Consider the following 20,565-nt stretch of genomic DNA (forward strand, 5'->3'; position numbering starts at 1 on the left):
TACAATGGCATCCGATAAGCTACATCTAAGTAAAAAATGGAATACCGTCTTTATACATCTGGCGGCATGGAGTATCTTGTTTATTTTTCCACTCTTGTTTATCGAACGATTCGGGAACATCAACCGAATGCACAATTTCAGCCTGATAAAATTTTATATCCAACCGATTTGCATAGCCTGTATTTTTTACATCAACTACTTATGGCTCATCGATAAAGTCCTGTTTCGTAAAAAAACCATACGATTCATTCTCTACAATTTATTACTGGTAGTCATGGCCAATATAGCTATCTATTTGGTACACCGCATGGTCATTCCCGAAAGCATTCTGCATCAAAGACCCACTCCCATTCCCCCTCCTCGCCCAGGGTTCATGCAATGGCAAGATTCCATTACACTGGTTCTGGTCGTTGGGCTGAGTGCCGCTATAAAAGTCACTCAAAAATGGATCACCACCGAAAAAGAACGTAAGCAGTTGGAACAGGAACGTACCGAAGCAGAATTGAAAAAATTGAAAAATCAACTCAATCCTCATTTTCTATTCAATACGCTCAACAATATCTACTCGCTTATCGCTATCAGTCCCGAACGGGCCCAAAGCGCAGTTCTTGAACTGAGCAAGTTGTTGCGTTACGTCCTCTACGAAAATACACAGCCCTATGTTCCTATGGAAAAAGAACTGGAATTCAACCATAACTACATCGAGCTCATGCGATTGAGGCTCGCCCGCCACGTCCAAGTAGATGTAAATATTCCTACCGGCTTGTGTCGAGGGTATAAAATAGCACCGTTGCTTTTCATCACACTCATCGAGAATGCTTTCAAACACGGGACCAGCGCATCTACCCGATCTTTCGTAAAAATCAATATGTCCGAACCTTCACCGGGAGTTATCGAATGCGATATAGAAAACAGCAGCTTCCCGAAAAATGAAACCGACAAGAGCGGTTCGGGTATCGGACTAAAAAATCTATCCCGACAACTCGAACTTCTATACCCGGGAAAATATAATCTGCATGCCGAGAGCGATTCGCACATCTACCGCTCCATGTTGACTATCGACCTGAATTAAATAAACACTGCGACTATGATATTGAAATGTTGTATTATCGACGATGAACCCCTTGCAATCGAGCTACTGGAAAGCTATGTCAAGAAAACGCCTTTTCTACAATTGGAGGCTTCGTTTACCTCGGCTGTTCAAGCGATCGAAAGAATCTCGAAAGGAGATATAGATTTGATATTTCTCGATATACAAATGCCCGAGCTGGACGGTATGGAATTTTCTCGCATGATAGAAGGGAAAAGCCGTGTCATTTTCACTACGGCATTCGGACAATATGCCGTAGACAGTTATAAAGTCAACGCCGTCGATTATTTGTTGAAACCTTTTGCCTACACCGATTTCCTGAAAGCGGCACAAAAAGCGTTGCAATGGTTCGAATTATCGTCCGGGACGGGTGAAATGCATTCCCCAGACAAATCATATATCTTTGTAAAAAGCGATTATAAACTTAAACAGATTCCCCTCGATAAAGTACTCTATATCGAAGGGCTGAAAGATTATGTAAAAATTTACCTCGAAGACGAACCGCACCCCATTCTTTCCCTGCTTAGCTTGAAATCTCTCGAAGAAATGTTACCCGATAGCCGGTTCATTCGGGTGCACCGGTCGTTCATCGTACAGGGTTGTAAAATCAAAATGATCGATCGAAACCGAATCGTATTTGGTAAAGAATACATTCCTATTTCGGATACTTACAAAGATTCTTTCGCCGAATTTATCTCCCGCCACACTCCGCTATCCAACAAATAGAACGAGAGACATAAGTCTTGTTCAACCCATGCCTCTCGCTCGTTACTTAAATTTATTTCAGTTTTAGGAAGCATCATAAATCCTGCGCAGAAAGGAACCCAACTGTCCGACACACAACCCGCAAGCCACAGACAATCCCATGTAAGCCAACCAAGTGTGTGCACAAGTCCAACAAGGATTGTAAATCATTTCTTTGGCAAATATCAAGCATAGAACCGTACAAATTGCAATAACAAGTACCGAAACGACAAATGAAATTTTGGCTTCTATGCTCCATCGCTTGCGAGGCAGTCTATTCAACACCCTACGCGTGAACCACTTATCTGTCCGAAGTTCCAACGAATGATCGCCGAAAAACTCCCGCCACTGATTGTCATTCCATTCATTCATATCCGTTTTTCTTTAAATATTCACCCAATTTTTGTTTTGCACGAAATAAATGCGACTTTACCGTACCTTCCGATATACTCATAATCTCTGCTATCTTTGCCACGGCAAGGTCCTCGACGAAGAATAAAGTTATCGCCGTTCGCTCCTCGGGGCGTAAAATAGACAAAGCTCGCGATATATCGATATTCCGGTCCACACACTCAGGAGGTTGCTCCAACAGATTGGCCACCTCGTCCACAGAAGCATCTTCCCATTCCCGGCTCTTTCGTAACTCATCGTAAAACACATTGTAAGCTACTCGATAAATCCATGTCGAAAAAGAAGACAAGCCTTTATAACTACGCAAATTATAATAAACTTTGATAAAAGTCTCCTGCGCCAAATCATCGCTGAGCACTGGATCTCCACCGGTAAGATTCAGGAAAAAGCGTTTCAATCGCACCTGATACTTATCGACAAGGCAGGCAAAAGCCCGCCGATCGTCGAACAAAGCACAACGAGTCACCCACGCTATATCCTCGTTCTTATTCATCGCTCCGGCCTACTCGATTTCGGTAGTTTGCTCATCGGTATCACGAACTTCTTTTCGCGATTCTACCCGATAAAGAATCAGTTTCCCTATACCTATCAAAGTGAATATAGCCGCCAAACCAACCAAAAGAGCCCCGAAACCTTCGTCCAATTCATAAGCCCCACCTATACACCATATAAAAGACCCGATTCCGACAGCCGTACAAACAAGACCTTGATTCAGAGTGGAAAATTTACTGGGTCGCTTCGACTCCGGTTCGTCGAAAAAGCCTTCGGGCAATTCTCGACCCGACTCTATCGCTTTCTCCATCACCCGATAGCGGGATTGTACTTTTTTATTACGATAATAAATATAGAAAAAGACAATTAAAAAAGCGATAAGAAAAGGTGAAACAATAGCAAAAAGAGGAACCAAAGAATCTATTATATCCTCGGCATCCGGCTCATCTTGAAAGAACGTTTTATCCCGTTCAAATTCGAGTTCTTTCATACGTATTTGAAAAGCCTCGCTCGAAGTCATACCGTTAAGTGTATCGGCTGCTACGACCGCTTCTTGTTGTGCCACAGGGCCATTCGATTTCAGAGGAGCTGTTGCCTCGGTTGCTGTTACGGCTCCTGTCCACGATACGATAGACAAAAGCATCATCATAAACATCTTTTTCATATTCTCTTCTATTTTAATTTTATAGGTTATTTATAGTCGTTCTCTTTCCGGAAATTCAATCATTAGACGTAACCAACCACTCGTTTGGTTGCAGAAACCTTGAATTTTTTTTCAAAAATAGTCTAAATGAAGGAACGGCACACATTATCTGCATGAAAATGAGATTAAAGAATGTTCTCTCTTTCTGTTGTTCCCGTATCATCGCAAAATGGAACATCGACGACATAAAAGAGATGAAACCAATCGACAAAAAGATTCATTAAAAGAAGGCAAAGGAAGTACCCAAAAGGGAAGCACATATTTTATATGCGAACTGTATAAAATACCCGGCATAAAGAAAATCGAAACAAAACGGACAACAAGCGGGTAAAAAAAGTAATTTTGCATACCTAAACCAAACAAAGGATTCATGAAACAAAAAGAAATCAATAAAGTCGAAATACGCAATCTTCAAAAAGAAGATTACGACCAACTGGCTAGCTCTTTCACCCGTGTCTATGCCGACGGTAGCGACGTATTTTGGACTCCCGAACAAATCGACAAACTCATTCGCATATTCCCCGAAGGACAAATCGTCACGGTCGTCGATGATAAAATCGTGGGCTGTGCCCTCTCTATCATCGTAAACTATAACGATGTAAAGAACGACCACACCTACGCCCAAGTCACAGGAAACGAAACATTCGACACTCACACGCGGAAGGGAAATATCCTGTATGGTATCGAAGTGTTCATACACCCCGATTATCGGGGCCTACGCCTCGCCCGACGTATGTACGAATATCGCAAAGAGTTGTGTGAAAAGCTCAATCTGAAAGCGATCATGTTCGGCGGACGTTTGCCGAACTACCACAAATACGCCGACCGAATGCGCCCCAAAGAGTACATCGACAAGGTGCGTCAACGCGAGATATTCGACCCGGTGCTATTGTTCCAACTCTCCAACGATTTCCACGTCCGTAAGGTAATGCGAAACTATTTGCCCAACGACGAGGAGTCGAAACACTTCGCCTGTCTGCTCCAATGGGACAACATCTACTATCAAGAGCCTACCGAAGAATATATATCTCCTAAGACCACCGTGCGGGTAGGCCTCGTACAATGGCAAATGCGTAGTTACAAAACGCTCGACGATCTTTTCGAGCAAGTGGAATTTTTCGTCGATTCCGTAAGCGGCTATCAAAGCGACTTCGTCCTCTTTCCAGAGTATTTCAACGCCCCGCTCATGGCTCGGTTCAACGATGCGAGCGAGTCTCAGGCTATCAGAGGATTAGCTCGATATACCGACGAAATACGAGAACGTTTCATCAATCTTGCAATTCGGTACAACATCAACATCATTACAGGAAGTATGCCGCTGATTAAAGAAGACGGACTGCTCTACAACGTAGGTTTCTTATGCCGTCGAGACGGTACCTACGAAATGTATGAAAAACTACATGTCACCCCCGACGAAATGAAATGCTGGGGATTGAGCGGCGGTAAAGCCATTCGGACTTTCGAGACCGACTGCGCCAAAATCGGAGTCTTGATTTGTTACGATGTCGAGTTCCCCGAACTCTCCCGAATCATGGCCAGCGAAGGTATGCAAATATTGTTCGTTCCGTTCCTCACCGATACCCAAAACGCCTATTCCCGTGTAAGAGTCTGCGCACATGCCCGTGCCATCGAGAACGAATGCTTCGTAGTCATAGCCGGTAGCGTAGGCAACCTGCCCAAAGTACACAACATGGATATTCAATATGCCCAGTCGGGAGTTTTTACCCCCTGTGATTTCGCATTCCCGACAGACGGACGCAGAGCCGAGGCTACCCCGAACACCGAAATGATTCTTATCTCGGACGTCGATTTGGATCTTTTGAACGAATTGCACACCTACGGTAGCGTGCGCAACCTCAAAGATCGTCGCAACGATCTCTATGAAGTGAGAATGAAGAAATAACAAAAACGAAAACGGTCTCTTGAATATTCAAGAGACCGTTTTCATCGAGCGGCAAACGAGACTCGAACTCGCGACCCTCAGCTTGGGAAGCTGATGCTCTACCAACTGAGCTACTACCGCAGTTTTTCATTTCTTATTACGGGGACAAATGTAGAAGTTTTTTTTCTACTTTACAAATTATTGCCGTATTTTTACCACATAGAAAAATCATAAAAACGATATGGTAAAAATTGGTTTGTTGTCCGACACCCATGCTTGGTGGGACGACCGTTACGAAAAATATTTTGCCGAATGTGACGAAATCTGGCATGCCGGAGATATAGGCTCAGTCCAAGTCGCCGACCGGTTCGAAGCCTTGAAACCATTTCGGGCGGTATACGGGAACATCGACGGTCAAGAGTTACGGATTCGCTATCCTCAGCACCAACGTTTCAGCATCGAAAATACCGATATATGGATAACACACATAGGGGGCTATCCGGGCCGATATGCACGCGAAGTGACCCCGGAAATATACATACACCCACCCCAATTATTCATATCGGGTCACTCGCATATCTTGAAAGTTCTTTATGACAAAACCCTACACTGCCTGCACATCAATCCGGGAGCCGCAGGAATGTACGGATTCCACAAAAAACGTACATTGGTACGCTTCGCCATCGATAAGGGAGAATTTAAGGATTTGGAAGTTATCGAACTAGCTGATAATCGATAAGTACAAAAATCAAATATTCAACTCCTGACGAACGGTTTCGATAAATTCCCAAAATACCGAAGCGAAAGGTTCGATAATAGAGCGTTTCGGTTCACCCGAGGGAATGAGCGCATGCAATCCACCTTTGAAACAACGCACATCTATGCGGGTTCCCATCTCTATGGGCTCTCCGTCGAGATGTATCGCACCGGGCTTTTCCCTCTTAATCGTGAGCGATTCGGTCGTGAAGCTCTTGATATTGGAATCTTGATCGATATGTTTGGTAAATAGCAAAAGAGCCAATGCAGCCGTATCGAACGGGGTAAAGGGCATAAGCACCGTGACATCGATTTTCCCGTCCTGCATGCTGGCATGAGGGGCTATATAAGCATTATTACCATATTGCGAGGCATTGCCGCAGGCAATCAAGAAAGCCTTTTCGGTCACCGTCCCGTCAGGCATTTCGATTTGATAAGTTTCCGATTTATATTTGAGATACTCCGTAAGAGCCTTAGCCACATACGACAATTTTCCTCGGCGTTTTCCCTGCGCGAATTTCAAGCTCACCAAAGCATCGAAGCCGACCCCGCAAGTGCAGAAAAAAGGGCGATCGTTTGCCGTACAATAATCCAAATCTACGATCTGCCCGTCGTTGATAATTTCGAGAGCTTTTCGCACGTCCATCGATATACCCAAATGGCGGGCAAGTCCATTGCCCGAACCTACCGGAACGATAGCCAATGCCGTGGAAGTATCGATAAGCTCCCGGGCTATTTCGTTGCAAGTTCCGTCTCCGCCTACGGACAGCACGATGTCCACACTTTCGTCCACGGCCCGGCGAGTCAATTCGGCTCCATGCCCCGCATACTGTGTAAAAACACATTCCACCCGATATTTCGAAGGTTCTATTACTTCCCTTATCAGAGCAGGGATTTCTTCCTTATCTTTTGTTCCCGATATAGGATTTATAATAGCTAAGAGTCTTTTCGGTGCAGACATAGAATTTTCTGTTTTCGAAAAAGCATAGGCAAAACCCGTACATGGAATGAATACAAGACATTCGAACAATCCCGATTCATCGAAACTTAACGGCCCGATTGCCATAGCGGGTGACAAAGGTACGAATTTTTCCCAAACTTTTACAAACCTATAACACGCTTCCGACTTTACGTTATAAACTAAATGATAAAATGGCCAACAAAAAACTCGTATTTCTCAAACAACTTAGTACCTTTGTAGAAGATAGGAGTCTTTGGGTAGAACCAAATCGGAAATACGATTTCCGTTTGTCTCCGAACCCACCTTTCACTATATTTGTAGAATATAGGTTGCGGTTCGACATAGTCAAGTCGGAAATAAATTTCCTATTGACTTTGCACTAACCTTTCACTATATTTGTTGTTTATAATATAAAGCGAACATTAACTAAAAAAGATATATTCCATGAATGCTTTTCAAAACCCATTAATACGTATTATAGCCTCTATCGCCGTAGGCTTGTTACTCATTTTATATCCGAATGCCGCTCTGCCTACGATTCTTTTAATCATCGGTATTCTCATCGGATTACCCAGTCTATACGCTCTCCTCATTTATCTATTGAGCGAGGATAGAAATAAGTTACCCTTCCCCGTTTTATCCTTAGTGATGTTGCTGTTCGGTTGTACGCTTATGCTGTTTCCCGGCTGGTATATAGGCATTACGGTATATGTTTTGGGTGGAGCGCTGGTATTGATAGGAGTTTATCAAATACTCTATCTGCTGACACTTAAAAAAAATCTGAGGAGCAAAGCGGGTTGGCTCTCCTATCTGTTACCGGCTATCGTTCTGCTCATCGGCATAGAAATTTTGGTCAATCCGTTCTCGGCGACCGAGAGGGTTATGGTGATTACTTTCGGAGCGGCAACACTTCTTTACGGTATCACTGACCTGATTTACTATATCCGGTTAAAATAAATTCCGTAAAAATTATTTCTCAAAAATCTATGGAAAGCCTCAGATTTATCTGACGGCGAGTAAGGTAATTGGGCACAGCATATTGCGCATTGGTAATATCCGTCACCCAATAGTACGAGTTCACATTACTTATATCTAACAGGTTAAAGACATCTATTCCTATCCACACGCTTTTCAAATGACGTAAAACGCCTTTCTGCAAAAGTTTATCTTCGCCTCCGACCAAAATACGAGAAGCTCCTATATCGACACGCTTATATGCCGGAGCGCGGAAATAACCTGCCTGTCGGCCTTTCCGGGGCGAACCCACCGGCAAACCGTCGGCAAAAATAGCCCGTAGACTGAATTTATACTTCGGGAACCGAGGTACATAATCTTGAAAATAAAGCCCCACACTATATCGTTGGTCGGTAGGTCGAGGTAATTTCACGCCATTGATTTCCTCCTGTGTCTTCATCAGAGAAAACGTAAGCCACGAATCGACACCGGGCACGAACTGCCCGAAGAGTTTCATATCCAATCCGGCGGCATACCCTTTCGCCTCGTTCTGCCCGCTGTACCACACCCGCAGATTATCTACTTCATAAGGAATAAGATGGTCAAGTTTCTTATAATACAACTCTGCCGTAAATTTGAAAGGTCTGTCCAATGCCCGGAACGAATAATCTCCACCCAGTACCACATGAATAGAACGTTGAGACTTGATATTCCGATTGAGCTGCACGACATAATTGTTAGCGGCATCACAAACCGTGTCGCGCAACTCCTTATAAAAAGGAGCTTGATAATAAAGCCCGCCGGCAAGACGAGTCGTTATCTGTTCGTTGGCAGCCGGAATAAAAGAAATCGACGCACGAGGACTGACAAGGGTCTCCTTGTTGAATCCCCAATAAGAAGCCCTCAATCCGCCGGTAAAGATAAAGCGCCCCCACAAAGTCCGTAACCGGTAGGTATCTTGCAAATAGGCCGACAAACGATGGCTCTCCATATCTTGTCGGGAAAACAAGTTATAAATCATCTCGACCGATTGCCCCGTATGCGGCAAAGAATAACCAGCCGAATCTCGCATCTCCCATTCCCTCACCCGATCGTGTATCTTTTCGTATTGGTGGGTCAATCCCCACTTCAACTCATTCTGCCCCAATTTTGTAGCTCCTTTCAATGAAGTAGCCACCACCGATGCTCTCAACCGGTTACGAGCATGCTCGTGATAAGTCCCCACTCCAAGAGCTCCCTTATTCTCGGTCGACTCGCCGTCCTCGCCATTAGCCAAATCGTCCAACCAATACTGCCCGGCAATATCGTAAGTCACCAGTTCGTTCGTGACGAAAGCCGAGGTCATCAAAGCCCATTGAGTATATTTATCGGGGAAAAAATTCAACGAAAAAGCACCGAAATAAGTCTCGAACTTATCTTTTTCATAACCGTCGAAATAGACTTTAAACTGTTTGGCATCGGTCGCCGTACCGAATGACGTATTCCGCTCGTGGGGAGTAAATTTATAATTGTTAATGGAAATATTGCCCAGCAAAGAAGCCTCCCACTTCGGTGCGAATTTATAAGTAAGATAAGTTTGATAATCGAAAAAAGAGGGCTCGTACTCTCCTTTGGTATCGAGAGAACTCAACAAAGTAGAATTGGTTTTATAACGCACGCCGTGTAGTTGCGAGAATTTCTTGGTACTCTGTCCTACCGAAGCGGTAGCCCCTAAAAAACTGGCGGACACCGATCCTTCGAACGCTTCGGGATGCTTGTAAATAATATCGAGCACCGACGACATCTTGTCGCCATATTCGGCCGAAAATCCGCCTGACGAAAATCCTACGGCCCCTACCATATCGGGGTTGATGATACTCAACCCCTCCTGTTGCCCCGAACGGACAGTCAATGGTCGATAGACCTCTATACCGTTGATATACACGATATTTTCATCAAAATTACCCCCTCGCACGGAATATTGCGAACTCAGCTCGTTACTCGAATTGACACCGGCAAAAGTTGTCAACATAGCCTCGATACTGCCCCCCGTCGCATCGGGCATCAATTTCAAATCCTTCGTGTCGATCGTCTGCAACGTACTCGTCTGCCGGCGATGAGTCGCCACGACAACCTCGTTCAACAACTTGGCGTTCTTGTTCAGACGTACCGACAAGGAAACATCTTTCGTGAGATTGAGCAACTGGCGGCGCTCCTCCCGATACCCCAAACAGGAATAAATCACCACGATGGAATCTCCTGCCGGAATGGAAAGCTGATACTCCCCTTTCAAATCGGTCATCGTCCCCATCGTCGTTCCTGCCACTCGTACCGTAGCCAACTCTATGGGCTGATTGTCACTGTCATACACGCGTCCTGTCAGCTTCACACGCCCCTGTGCCGCCAACTGAAAAACCGCGCCTATCGTGATAAAAAGGAATAATATCTTGTATCTCATCGGGATTCTATACACACTGTGCCTCTTTCGTCGAAGGCACATTTATTAAACGGGAAAAAACTCCGTTCAGTATACGGCCGGACGAAAAGTATCAAAAAAAGTTTCTACCATTAACCGTAGAACAACAAGGTTATTGTATCTTTGCGTCGCGAAGTTACGAAAAGAGTGTAATTTATTGGAAATGAGCGTAGGTTAATTGCTCTTGATAGTAATAGGTTACGATTTAGTTAGTTATCTACTGCATTATCCTTCTGCGCGTTGCGTAACCTTCAAAGAACTCTTCGTATGCAAAAGTAGCTATTTAATTCGAGATTTTGATATAAACTCCCGTTTTTTATCCCCTCATTCATAAGAATTTTCCGTAAAAGCGGTATTGTCCGTCGGCACACCATTGCCCAAAACGAGTTTGGAACAAACGTGTGCCGACTACCGCATAGCTGGAGAAAAGGGCATTGCCTCACGCCTAAACGATGTTTAGACAGATGAAGCAATGCCCCTTTCTTTTGCGCCTATGCCAAGAGGTGCTTTTACGGGTTTTCAAATGATTTTTCTTTTTTCGCTGTCTCTTTTGCCGGAAGCGGAAAGTGAATGCAGAGTGTGTCAGCCTGCCCCATGAATGAAACAGGCGCCCACACACAGCCGGACAAACCGGGAAGAATGATTGTTGCCACCCGGCTGAACAAGTTCCGTCGGATCGGAAACAATCATACTTCCTTTGTTGTGGTTTGCCCTTTTCACGCTTCCGGTGATGTCTTTTTCCTTTTGGTGATTCTTTTTTTTACGGATTTTCCCCTGAAGTTTTTTTCTACACAATCTGCCTCTGTTTTCGTTTACCTCCATTTTGCGCCTTTCAGTAAGCCGCATCAGTCAGTCATTTTCGTTCTGGGCGCAAAGGTAATTCCGGGATTGGACGGGAAAGCAAGGTCAAGCCTCCTGTTTTCGGTAAAAATCTCCAGCCCTGCGGGTAGTATTTTGACCGAAAAACCTTGCATTCCCTAATCCCTACCTTTTCAAGCACCCGAAACGAAAACGACCGATGCGACAGAAAGACGCATAAAAAAAATGTCGGATAAACGAGAGGCAGATAAGATAGTTTGAAACTCAACTCCCTCAGCTCTTGAATCCGCATTAAAAACAAAAAAATCAAAAACAGCGAAGATATGACGGCAACGGCAAATTTCAGACAAATGGCGCAACACATCGGGTTGGCGATATGCGGCTTGATGATGCGCACCGCCTTCGGGGTGTTCGGCATCCTTTGGGGCATCATCAGAGAGATTGTAAACGGAGTGTTCCGAGTGGCGATAGGTGTAATCGTGGCTATCCTTTCCACCATTGCCTTCTTTGGCTTCATCCTTTGGTTATTCACCCTTTAACCCTTACCGACATGGCAAAAAGAAACAGCAAGACGGCAGCGCAGCAGTGCAGATATTACGAGGTGGACAACATCTTCGTGTATATGGTGGAAACGTACATCAACGGCAATTTTGAAACTTTCCGAAGATTGTACCACGAACTGAACAAGGACGCACGGAGGGATTTCATGGACTTCCTTCTCAGCGAGGTAGAGCCGACCTATTGGAGAGAGATACTGAAACAGATAATCTAAAAATGACAGCGATATGAAAGGAACAGACCATTTCAAGAGAACGATATATATGTACTTGGAACAGCGTGCGGAGGAAGATGCGCTATTTGCAAAGAAGTACCGCAACCCTGCCAAGAACATGGACGAGTGCGTGACCCACATTCTGAACTATGTGCAGAAAAGCGGTTGCAACGGTTTCACGGACGGAGAGATATTCGGGCAAGCCATCCACTACTATGAGGAAAACGAGATAGAGGTGGGCAAACCGATGGACTGCCAAGTGGTTGTGAACCACGTTGTGAAACTCACGGCAGAGGAAAAGGCGGAGGCACGTCAGAACGCTGTCCGCAAATACCAAGAGGAGGAACTCCGCAAGTTGCAGAACCGCCACAGACCGTCAGCGAGAAAAGAAAACCAACCCCAACCCTCATTATTTGATTTAGGCTTATGAAACCGAAGACCAAGATACAGAAAGAGGTGGCAAGACTTTCCGCCAACCTTCGCCCCATATCAGCGACACAAATAGATTGGGCATACCGCCACTGCGTTGAGCATATCGGCTACCGCACCAAGAAAGGGAACATCACCTGTTCCGACTGCGGTCACGAGTGGCACAGCGACAGCGGACTATGCGACACCCTTGAAGGCTGCACCTGCCCCAAATGCCATGCCGAACTCAAAGTGCAGGACACACGCAGACGCATCTACAAGGAAACGCAGAATTTCAGCGTGATAACCACCTGCAAAGGGTATCAGGTAATCCGCGTGGCGCAGGTCAGATGCGAGAGCAGGAAAGGCGAACCGATGCGTTTCTACTGCCACGAGGTCGTGCAGCGTTGGATTTCACCCGACGGCAAGGTTACGGACATGGCGTTGCTCCGTGGCTTCCTTTTCTGCTATTGCGATGTGTGGGCATTAGGCAGCGATATGGAGGTAAGACCGCACAACAGCCTATACGATGATGTGGTGGCAAGAAGCTGTGCATATCCAAAGATGAGGATATTGCCCCAACTCAGACGTAACGGCTTCAAGGGCGATTTCCACGGCATCTCCCCCGTGCGTCTTTTCAAAGCCTTGCTTTCAGACCCAAGAATTGAAACCCTTATGAAAGGCGGTGAGATTGAGGTCATGAAACACTTTCTTTTCAATACCCGTACTGCCGATGAATGTTGGGCATCATATCTGATTGCCAAGCGTCACAAGTATCAGATAGACAACCTCTCAATGTGGTGCGACTATCTGCGTATGCTCAAAAAACTCGGTCAAGACCTCCGTAACCCGAAGAACATCTGTCCCGAAGATTTCATGGCGGCACACGACAACGCAACCCGAAAAATTGAAGCCATACACGAGAAGGAAAGAGCCGCAGAGCAACGCCGTTGGGAGATTGAAAGGCGTGAGCGTGAGCAACAGCGACAACTCCAACGAAAGAAAGATGCGGAGGATTTCATCGCCAACAAATCCAAATTCTTCGGCTTGGTAATCACGGACGAGGAAATAATCGTCAAGGTGCTTGAAAGCATAGACGAGTATTACAACGAGGGCAAGACGCAGGGCATCTGCGTGTTTGGCAGTGGATACTACAAGAAAGCCGACACCCTCATACTATCGGCAAGGATTGGCGATGAGATTATTGAAACCGTAGAGGTGGACTTGCGAACCCTCGAAGTGGTGCAGTGCCACGGCAAGCACAACCAGGACACCGAATATCACGAGCGCATCATAGACCTTGTGAACAAGAACGCCAACCTTATCCGTGAGCGGATGAAAGCGGCATAGCATAACCCCTAAAACAACATTGATATGGAAGTAAGAATTGAAAGTATGATTTGTGTGTGGGATGATGCAATCCCCACGATGTTCCTTGAATTTGTGAACCTCCTCACTCTCACAACGAGTGAGGGGGAATTGAGAAAGAGCGTAAAGGAGTTTGCCGAGAAGCACGAACTTGACAAGTTTTTCCTTTACGGCTTCGGCTCACACCATTTCTACCTGCACCAACGCTACACAAGCAACCCCGAAATGGTGATGAAGAACAGAGTTCTGTCAGTACATTTTTAACCATCTAAAAAGCAACATTATGACAACACGAATGACCATCAACGGAGTAAGCACCTGCGCGGAAGCAGGTACGGAGAAATACGAGCGTTTCCAATCGGGTATCGGAAGACGCAGGCGGACACTTGTGCAGTACGACTACCGCCACCCCATAGACAGAGAATTGTTCTCTTGTGTCAAACCCACGTTGGACGAGTGCCGAGCCGCACGGGACAAGTGGCTGAACGCAAAGAAGGGAAAGGAGGACAGACTATGAACACGACCTATCAAACGCTGATAGTCAAGTTCAGCGAACCTATCACGGCATTGGACGGTATCTTTGACGATACCGGAGCGTGGGGAACGGACACCCTCAAGGGGTGGATAGATGATTACGAAAGCACACGTTTCACCGCCACCGACAGCCATACGGCAGTCATCACGAGCGAGTACAATATGGAATGTGTGAAAGAGTGGCTACAACGGCAGACCCCCATTTCCGAAATGCGAGAATTTTGAACGGGATGGCGGTGTCCGCACCGCCAATACTTAAAACCCTAAAAACAAAAGATATGATAGCCAAGACGATATTACAGCAGATAGGCGGAAAACGCTTCACCGCCATGACAGGTAGCCGTGATTTCATAGATATGGGCAACGGCTTACGGATGAGCCTTGCAAGGAACAAAACAAGTGCCAACCGCCTTGACATCATCTATGACGAAGGGGCAGACCTCTACAATATGCGCTTCTACCGCAGGACGTTCAGCAAAAAGACCTTTGAGTGCAAGACAAAGGACATTGCCGTACACGAGGGTATCTATTTTGATATGCTGGAGGAAATGTTCACGATGGTGACGGGACTTTACACACGCTTTTGAGTGGCGGGGCGGCGAGAGCCGCCCTACTTTCTTTCAGTGAGCATGATGGCGGACAAAGAAAGTAGCAAAGAAACCTTTGTCCAATCTGCGATAACTAAAAAATCCGCAAGTAAAACTTGCGGAGGCTATATATTGGGTCGTTATTTTTTGGTGGAGGGGAATGATAATCTCGAACCGTTGAACTACACATTTCTGCTTCGTCTCCATTTCCCCCAACGATTTGATACGTTCAATCATTTTTGTTGTTGAAATCGTGGAGAAGTGAATAGACAGTATTACCCGACAGAGCAACTATGACAACGTAACGCCTTTACAAAAAAGTCGGTACACGAAACCCATAGACTAATTGTCTTGACCTAAAAGAGATTGGAATTTTCAGGACTGCCTATCACTTAGATAGAAGTCCAAGGTCTGCTGAAATACATAATTCAAAAATTGAAATTGCTTGACTGCAAATTTAGTAACTTTGCTTGACAAATTAACGAGAAAGAAGAGAAAATGAAAACCGACCGCATAATCGAGTAGACGGCTCCGCCAGTAACTGACGGAGTGCGCCTCTCACACCACCGAGCGTACGGGTCACGTACTCGGCGGTTCGCAAAGAGATGGGTTAAGTTGTAAATGTAATTCAGTTAAGGAAACATATCCTCTTTTCTTCAAGCGTTGTAAAGTAATGGTAGTGCCTAGAATAGGACTTTGTGCTATTGCCCAACCGCCTTTCCGTGTTCTGCTCCAAGCGTAGGCATGGTCTTGGTCTACACCTAATCGAATCAGGTTTTTCCTTTTCCTTTCGGGTTTTTTCCAATGATGCCAAATGCAATAGCGCAGTCGGTTGCGAAGCCAACCATCTAAATCTCGTAATTTGCCCAAAATACTCGTGCCTTGGAAATAGTTCAACCATCCGCGTTGCACTTCTTTTATCTTGGCAATACGCTCTTCAAATGTGGCTGGTGTGGTTTTTCGGGTGATTGTTTTAAGTCGTTCTTTTAGTTTCTTCCATGCTTTTTCCGATACAATAAGTTGGTATTGATTTTTACTTCCTTTCTCGTACGTAGGTACGAATCCGAAACCCAAAATTGTGAAGTGGATTGGTTTTCTGATACCACTCTTTTCTTCATTTATAGTTAATTTGAGTTTGTTTTTCAAAAACTTTTCAATTACCACTCTTGTTGCCTTGGCTTGATTGTGGCTTTTGCAATAAATACTAAAATCATCCGCATAACGTACAAATTTGTGTCCTCTTCGAGTCATTTCCTTATCCAGTTGATGTAGTAAAATGTTCGACAATAATGGACTTAAAGGGCTTCCTTGCGGAACGCCTTTTCTTCTCTTTCGTAGCTTTCCGTTGATTTTAATAGGTGCTCTGAGCCATTTGCGTATGAGTTGCATGGTAGCTTTGCATTTCACTTTTTGATAGATTAAATTCAGTAATAAACAGTGGTCAACTTCATCAAAGAAGTTTTTCAGGTCAATATCCACAATGTGGTTTAATCCTGAATGGATGTAATCCCGAGATTGTCCAACGGCTTGTCGGGCATTCTTGTGAGGTCTAAATCCATAGCTGTAATTACTAAATTCGGGCTCAAAAAGTGGTGCAATAGTTTGTGCTAAGGCTTGTTGCAACACACGTTCTGTAGTGGTGGGAACACCCAATAATCGAGTTTTCCCATTTCCTTTCGGAATTTCAATACCTAAAATGGGTTGTACTTGATAGTTGCCTTGTTTGATTGCTTCAATCAGTTGTAGTTTCTTTTCAGAAAACACCTTGCGGAGCTCTCTTATAGAAACACCATCAACACCCGCACTACCTTTATTGGCAATCACGTGTTCCAATGCTCTTTGAAGATTAAACGGATGTACTACTCTTGTTATCATTTTAGTTGTTTTTAACCTGTTTTCGTTAAGTAGGGCTACTATGTGTTCCGTTACCTATTGAAAACCTCTTTACGTTCAGTCCTTCCTTGTTTGTGAGACCTATGCGGTATCTATTCGCACCTCGTTTGCCCTCAAGTACTATGACCTCTGCTGACTTCTTGGATTGATTAACTCGTAATCGCCAAGACCTCCCCTGGTAAATGCTTTTTCCTTCCGTCTATCGCCGGTACATCTACATAACAATAATCTGATTTAATAGCATGTTCAGAACACTGTTTTGGACTTCGTATTGCTGTGGATACTCATCCTTATTGTTATGCCTCTTATGTACTTTCTGTTCGTCGGTACAGACTTTTGCAGTTCTGCTTCCTTCAGTGCATACCTCACGATAAACCACCTTGCAGCTTGCTAACGATTCGGGGTTTCAATCCGCTCGTAAGGGACTTGCACCCTCTGGAAAAATAACACCCCGAAAACTTGGTTCGTAAAACTAAATTTGTATTTTTGAACTATTTGAAAAGCTTTCGGGGTGTGTCCTGCATATGCAGGGCACACACATATGGTAGCCGATAATTGCCGGCTTTCGTGCCAACTTGATACTTTGGTGCTTTTAACGAACCGAAGTGCTAAATTGATACGAAAGTGCTGTAAATCCGGCAACTACGGCTACCATTTTTCGTTATGCGGCAGCTTAAAAGACGACACCAAACCAGAAAAATCATCTTGACAACCACCCGACTTTGAACTACGAAGGATGAAATTTTTCAGGGACAACTTCCAGCATTTCCAAAAAACAGTTTACCCATTGACTTGGAGACAAACAAACAATTTGAGCATTAAGGTTTAAACCGAATTTTTCCGAAATTGACCTGACCTGACTTTTCCTGAAAATCGACTTTAAAGCTGTTTTTACAGATAAATCAGGTTTCTCTAACAGACAGGAAATAAATGCTAAGTATTTGGCTTTAAACTTAAAATCAAAAAATAACTGTTTTCTTTTAATGTTTAACAGGGCTGATTTGACAGTTGGCGGTGGAAAGAAACTTTCAGGACCTACCTCATAGACAAGTTTCAAATCAAAAAAAGTATGATAGAAAACGGTATATGGATTGTAAAGCTTCCTCGAAAATAACTTTTGTGTAGGTTCTAACTGAAGGACAATGGAACCTCCCAGAAAATTTCCAAGACTCTCAAACATCAGGATTTTGAAAATATCGGAAGTAATGCCATAAGGAATATTTGACACCACTTTGAAAGGAAATTTCGGAACTGCAAAATTCCTAAAATCACAACCGACAACTTGAACATTTCGGGCATCAGAAAATAATTTTCGTAAATGTTCAACCAAAGCTGTGTCGTTTTCAATAGCAACAACATTGTTGGCGATTTTTAATAAATGAACAGTAAGAAACCCCTTGCCTGCCCCAATATCTAAAACCGTATCCTGATTACTTATATTTGCTTGTCTTATTGCATCTTTTATTAGCACTTTATCAATAGTAAAGTGCTGACCCGTAAAACGAACGGGCAATTTCTTTTTTGTCATTAGTAACTTCTTACAGGTGAATACTTGAATTGTTCCTTTCTGAATTTTCCTAAATACTTTCTTCATAATTTCGCTATACTTTTTATGGTTAATAACTATGTTTTGTATTGCTCTCACAACACTTACAACTTGAAGTGTTATTTGGAAACCGATAGGCAAAAATGGCTCAACGATGTCAATTAACGAGAAAATCCTACGATAATCTATCAAGTGATAGAGCAAAAGACGTGCCAAGTTAAATATGGCACGTCTTTTGCCAGTTTTGTCAGTCCTTTTATGGGATATACAACAGCGCAAACTCCGCCTTTCTCCGTTTGAGCAGCATGGCGTGGCGTTTTCCTTTGTAGTTGCAGAAGGCTATATACTCACGGTAGATGTTCCTGTCACCAGCTTCCAGCTTCTTGATTAAGGTGCTTTTGGGGATTGTTTTGCTGCCTAACAGCTTCGCCGGTCCCACATTGTAAGCTAACGTGCCAAGCAAAATCGAATCAACCCCGAATTTACGGAACATGGCGACAAATTTGCGCAGGTCTTTCCGCAAAAGTTCATCCGCATCCCGTTTTGTCATGGTTCGTGCCGAATACTTCTCGTTTGGCAAAAGTTTGTGACCCCAACCGACGTATGGGTAGTGTTTTTCTGAGTGCCAGCCTTCAAAGTAGCGGCAGCATAAAAAAGCACGTTCCATAAGCGGCAGTCGGTAGATTGCCGCCTGCCCGTCCGTTCCCTCTTGGCGGCTGATCTGCGCGGACACAGAACAGACCGTCAGAAGTGAACAGAGCATTGTCATGAATACACGCATCATTTCAACAAGGGGCTGAAGTTGCCGATGGGAACGATGGTAAGATCGTCGTCCTTTACATTCCTGTTGTTGAAGTCAAATTCCAGTTCGTAGGAGTTGCTAAAGTTATCCTCCACCACCACGATGAAATTATGCGCCTCATCACCCGCCGCCGTGTAGTACAGGCGGAATTTTTCGTTCTCCAGCAGGTAGCGGTCGTTAGGCAGGAAGGTGATGCCGTTATCCATTTTGAGCGAGCCTTCCCCCTCGAACTGGAAATAGCGGATGGTATAGAGCGTACCCGAAAAGTCGCCCTCCTTTTTCAGTTCACAGCGGATTTCCACTGTCTGCCCCTTTACTACCTTGTTCGGCACGGGCATGACCTCCACCGTGAAGGGATAGGACTGCTGGATGTCCATGTCATCGTCACATGACACGAGGGTGAATGACATGGCGGCTATCAGGCATAACGCCACTGCCTTGAATATTGATGTTCTCTTGTTTCTGTTGTTCAGTATGTTCATTGTTCTTCGATTTTTAGATGGTTGTTTTTCTGTTTTTTCGTTGTCAGTTGCAGGTACTCGTTCAAGTCCTTGCAACCGTCATAGAGGGAGGAACGGTCGGTGACACGTTCCCCGTATCGCATGGTAAGTGCGGCAAGCGTCCGCCGTCCGGCTTCGTCACGGTCGAGGAAGCAGCCGATGCGCCCGTATCCGTCCAGCAATCCCGCCGCCTTCTCCACGTTGGCGACTGAGTTCAGCACAAGACAGTCAGCGTTACCGGTTACACCAAGCGTCACGGCAGAGAGAAAGTCCATGAAGCCCTCGAACACGAGGCACTCGTCAGCCGGGATGTCATTCGCCTTTACCAGTGATACAGACTTCGGAGGTATGCAACCCTTGAAATATCGGCTTCTGACTTCATAGCCACCTGCCATGTTCGGAAAGCCAACGGCAAAATACCGTTTCCCACGCACACCGTAGTTCAAGCGGCAGCAGTGACGGGATGCGATGGCGTAAGGGATGCCCCGTTCCTCTAAATACTCCGTCAGCAGTGAGCGGAGCAGCGGAGCGACCTCCACATCCTCAAAAACGGATTCGGTCGGCTTCGAGAGATAGACGGGCTTTTCCCATCCGGCAACCGTCATATTGGCGGCTTCCGCTATGAACTTCGCTTGCTTCATGAAGTCATCGCTTTGCAGAAACTCCCCGGCAAGCGTGAAGATGTCGCCGCCCTTGCCCAAACCGAAGTCGTACCAGAGCTGTTTCGCCACGTTCACACGGAAAGAGGATGTGCGCTCGCCCCTGTACGGGGCAAGATACCACAGCTCGTTACCGCTCCTTCTGACAGGCTCATGCCCCAGCCGTGCGAGAAAATCCGCAAGCGGCATCCTTCTGACAGCATCTATTTCCGTCCTTTCCATGCCCGTG

The 20,565-nt window shown here is 45.1% G+C and carries 25 protein-coding genes and 1 tRNA gene; 14 read left to right on the forward strand and 12 right to left on the reverse strand.

The window, feature by feature from the left end; genetic code table 11:
- The first annotated feature begins 4 nt into the window (after positions 1 to 4).
- Both HMPREF9448_RS08940 and HMPREF9448_RS08945 read left to right on the forward strand, forming a co-directional pair.
- Complete coding sequence (locus HMPREF9448_RS08940; protein ID WP_008862290.1) at positions 5 to 1,072, forward strand: sensor histidine kinase; 1,068 nt, start codon at positions 5 to 7, stop codon at positions 1,070 to 1,072.
- Between the two features lie 15 nt (positions 1,073 to 1,087).
- Positions 1,088 to 1,816, forward strand: a complete 729-nt coding sequence (locus HMPREF9448_RS08945) for a LytR/AlgR family response regulator transcription factor (protein WP_008862291.1) — start codon at positions 1,088 to 1,090, stop codon at positions 1,814 to 1,816.
- 63 nt (positions 1,817 to 1,879) lie between these two features.
- On the opposite strand, the gene HMPREF9448_RS08950 is transcribed toward HMPREF9448_RS08945, so the two are convergent.
- The 3 genes from HMPREF9448_RS08950 to HMPREF9448_RS08960 are packed head-to-tail and all read right to left on the reverse strand — an operon-like array spanning position 1,880 to position 3,401.
- On the reverse strand, positions 1,880 to 2,206 hold the full coding sequence (locus HMPREF9448_RS08950) for a hypothetical protein (RefSeq protein ID WP_008862292.1): 327 nt from the start codon (positions 2,204 to 2,206) through the stop codon (positions 1,880 to 1,882).
- On the reverse strand, positions 2,199 to 2,738 hold the full coding sequence (locus HMPREF9448_RS08955; protein WP_008862293.1) for an RNA polymerase sigma factor: 540 nt from the start codon (positions 2,736 to 2,738) through the stop codon (positions 2,199 to 2,201). The genes HMPREF9448_RS08950 and HMPREF9448_RS08955 overlap by 8 nt, the downstream gene beginning before the upstream one ends.
- Positions 2,739 to 2,747: 9 nt before the next feature.
- Complete coding sequence (locus HMPREF9448_RS08960) at positions 2,748 to 3,401, reverse strand: DUF6249 domain-containing protein (protein WP_008862294.1); 654 nt, start codon at positions 3,399 to 3,401, stop codon at positions 2,748 to 2,750.
- Between the two features lie 409 nt (positions 3,402 to 3,810).
- On the opposite strand from HMPREF9448_RS08960, the gene HMPREF9448_RS08965 reads away from it, so the two are divergent.
- Positions 3,811 to 5,343, forward strand: a complete 1,533-nt coding sequence (locus HMPREF9448_RS08965) for a carbon-nitrogen hydrolase family protein (protein ID WP_008862295.1) — start codon at positions 3,811 to 3,813, stop codon at positions 5,341 to 5,343.
- A 47-nt stretch (positions 5,344 to 5,390) separates the two neighbouring features.
- Here HMPREF9448_RS08965 and HMPREF9448_RS08970 read toward each other — a convergent pair.
- A tRNA-Gly gene (locus tag HMPREF9448_RS08970) sits at positions 5,391 to 5,463 on the reverse strand.
- Positions 5,464 to 5,563: 100 nt separating this feature from the next.
- On the opposite strand from HMPREF9448_RS08970, the gene HMPREF9448_RS08975 reads away from it, so the two are divergent.
- Positions 5,564 to 6,061: a metallophosphoesterase family protein gene (locus tag HMPREF9448_RS08975; protein WP_008862296.1), complete on the forward strand. Its 498-nt coding sequence runs from the start codon at positions 5,564 to 5,566 to the stop codon at positions 6,059 to 6,061.
- Positions 6,062 to 6,070: 9 nt separating this feature from the next.
- Here HMPREF9448_RS08975 and HMPREF9448_RS08980 read toward each other — a convergent pair whose 3' ends face one another.
- Positions 6,071 to 7,039 carry a diacylglycerol/lipid kinase family protein gene (locus tag HMPREF9448_RS08980; RefSeq protein WP_040296196.1) on the reverse strand — a complete coding sequence of 323 codons (969 nt, stop codon included), beginning with the start codon at positions 7,037 to 7,039 and terminating at the stop codon, positions 6,071 to 6,073.
- A 444-nt stretch (positions 7,040 to 7,483) separates the two neighbouring features.
- Here HMPREF9448_RS08980 and HMPREF9448_RS08985 point away from each other — a divergent pair, with 444 nt between their 5' ends.
- Positions 7,484 to 7,996 carry a DUF308 domain-containing protein gene (locus HMPREF9448_RS08985; RefSeq protein ID WP_008862299.1) on the forward strand — a complete coding sequence of 171 codons (513 nt, stop codon included), beginning with the start codon at positions 7,484 to 7,486 and terminating at the stop codon, positions 7,994 to 7,996.
- 19 nt (positions 7,997 to 8,015) lie between these two features.
- On the opposite strand, the gene HMPREF9448_RS08990 is transcribed toward HMPREF9448_RS08985, so the two are convergent.
- Positions 8,016 to 10,430, reverse strand: a complete 2,415-nt coding sequence (locus tag HMPREF9448_RS08990) for a TonB-dependent receptor (protein ID WP_008862300.1) — start codon at positions 10,428 to 10,430, stop codon at positions 8,016 to 8,018.
- Positions 10,431 to 11,042: 612 nt separating this feature from the next.
- Between HMPREF9448_RS08990 and HMPREF9448_RS14530 the strand changes: the two genes are divergently transcribed.
- The 9 genes from HMPREF9448_RS14530 to HMPREF9448_RS09035 all read left to right on the forward strand — a co-directional run bounded on the left by HMPREF9448_RS14530 (position 11,043) and on the right by HMPREF9448_RS09035 (position 14,936).
- On the forward strand, positions 11,043 to 11,429 hold the full coding sequence (locus tag HMPREF9448_RS14530) for a hypothetical protein (protein WP_009126113.1): 387 nt from the start codon (positions 11,043 to 11,045) through the stop codon (positions 11,427 to 11,429).
- Positions 11,430 to 11,590: 161 nt separating this feature from the next.
- Entirely contained in the window at positions 11,591 to 11,806 is a 216-nt protein-coding gene (locus HMPREF9448_RS09000) for a hypothetical protein (protein WP_004291535.1), read from the forward strand.
- Positions 11,807 to 11,817: 11 nt separating this feature from the next.
- Complete coding sequence (locus tag HMPREF9448_RS09005; RefSeq protein ID WP_004291534.1) at positions 11,818 to 12,039, forward strand: hypothetical protein; 222 nt, start codon at positions 11,818 to 11,820, stop codon at positions 12,037 to 12,039.
- A gap of 13 nt (positions 12,040 to 12,052) precedes the next feature.
- Positions 12,053 to 12,469, forward strand: coding sequence for a PcfK-like family protein (locus HMPREF9448_RS09010; RefSeq protein ID WP_004291533.1), 417 nt, complete (start codon positions 12,053 to 12,055; stop codon positions 12,467 to 12,469).
- Positions 12,466 to 13,797 (forward strand): PcfJ domain-containing protein, encoded by a 1,332-nt coding sequence (locus HMPREF9448_RS09015; protein ID WP_004291532.1) that lies wholly within the window; start codon positions 12,466 to 12,468, stop codon positions 13,795 to 13,797. The genes HMPREF9448_RS09010 and HMPREF9448_RS09015 overlap by 4 nt, the downstream gene beginning before the upstream one ends.
- 24 nt (positions 13,798 to 13,821) lie before the next feature.
- On the forward strand, positions 13,822 to 14,079 hold the full coding sequence (locus HMPREF9448_RS09020; protein WP_004291531.1) for a hypothetical protein: 258 nt from the start codon (positions 13,822 to 13,824) through the stop codon (positions 14,077 to 14,079).
- A gap of 19 nt (positions 14,080 to 14,098) precedes the next feature.
- Positions 14,099 to 14,332 carry a DUF3873 domain-containing protein gene (locus HMPREF9448_RS09025; RefSeq protein WP_004304291.1) on the forward strand — a complete coding sequence of 78 codons (234 nt, stop codon included), beginning with the start codon at positions 14,099 to 14,101 and terminating at the stop codon, positions 14,330 to 14,332.
- Positions 14,329 to 14,574, forward strand: coding sequence for a DUF6956 domain-containing protein (locus tag HMPREF9448_RS09030; protein ID WP_004291529.1), 246 nt, complete (start codon positions 14,329 to 14,331; stop codon positions 14,572 to 14,574). Before HMPREF9448_RS09025 ends, HMPREF9448_RS09030 begins: the two co-directional genes overlap by 4 nt.
- 53 nt (positions 14,575 to 14,627) lie before the next feature.
- Positions 14,628 to 14,936, forward strand: coding sequence for a hypothetical protein (locus HMPREF9448_RS09035; protein WP_004304290.1), 309 nt, complete (start codon positions 14,628 to 14,630; stop codon positions 14,934 to 14,936).
- Between the two features lie 33 nt (positions 14,937 to 14,969).
- On the opposite strand, the gene HMPREF9448_RS09040 is transcribed toward HMPREF9448_RS09035, so the two are convergent.
- The 6 genes from HMPREF9448_RS09040 to HMPREF9448_RS09065 all read right to left on the reverse strand — a co-directional run bounded on the left by HMPREF9448_RS09040 (position 14,970) and on the right by HMPREF9448_RS09065 (position 20,558).
- Positions 14,970 to 15,173, reverse strand: a complete 204-nt coding sequence (locus HMPREF9448_RS09040; RefSeq protein ID WP_004316914.1) for a hypothetical protein — start codon at positions 15,171 to 15,173, stop codon at positions 14,970 to 14,972.
- A 342-nt stretch (positions 15,174 to 15,515) separates the two neighbouring features.
- Positions 15,516 to 16,811, reverse strand: coding sequence for a group II intron reverse transcriptase/maturase (gene ltrA, locus HMPREF9448_RS09045; protein ID WP_007567572.1), 1,296 nt, complete (start codon positions 16,809 to 16,811; stop codon positions 15,516 to 15,518).
- 745 nt (positions 16,812 to 17,556) lie between these two features.
- A complete protein-coding gene (gene erm(F), locus HMPREF9448_RS09050) occupies positions 17,557 to 18,357 on the reverse strand; it encodes a 23S rRNA (adenine(2058)-N(6))-methyltransferase Erm(F) (protein WP_004295323.1) in 801 nt (266 codons plus the stop codon).
- 274 nt (positions 18,358 to 18,631) lie between these two features.
- Entirely contained in the window at positions 18,632 to 19,159 is a 528-nt protein-coding gene (locus HMPREF9448_RS09055) for a glycoside hydrolase family protein (RefSeq protein ID WP_004291526.1), read from the reverse strand.
- Positions 19,156 to 19,659 (reverse strand): DUF3872 domain-containing protein, encoded by a 504-nt coding sequence (locus HMPREF9448_RS09060; RefSeq protein WP_004291525.1) that lies wholly within the window; start codon positions 19,657 to 19,659, stop codon positions 19,156 to 19,158. The genes HMPREF9448_RS09055 and HMPREF9448_RS09060 overlap by 4 nt, the downstream gene beginning before the upstream one ends.
- Positions 19,656 to 20,558, reverse strand: coding sequence for a toprim domain-containing protein (locus HMPREF9448_RS09065; protein WP_004291524.1), 903 nt, complete (start codon positions 20,556 to 20,558; stop codon positions 19,656 to 19,658). The genes HMPREF9448_RS09060 and HMPREF9448_RS09065 overlap by 4 nt, the downstream gene beginning before the upstream one ends.
- Positions 20,559 to 20,565 lie beyond the last annotated feature (7 nt).

The organism is Barnesiella intestinihominis YIT 11860, assembly GCF_000296465.1.
Taxonomy (GTDB): domain Bacteria; phylum Bacteroidota; class Bacteroidia; order Bacteroidales; family Barnesiellaceae; genus Barnesiella; species Barnesiella intestinihominis.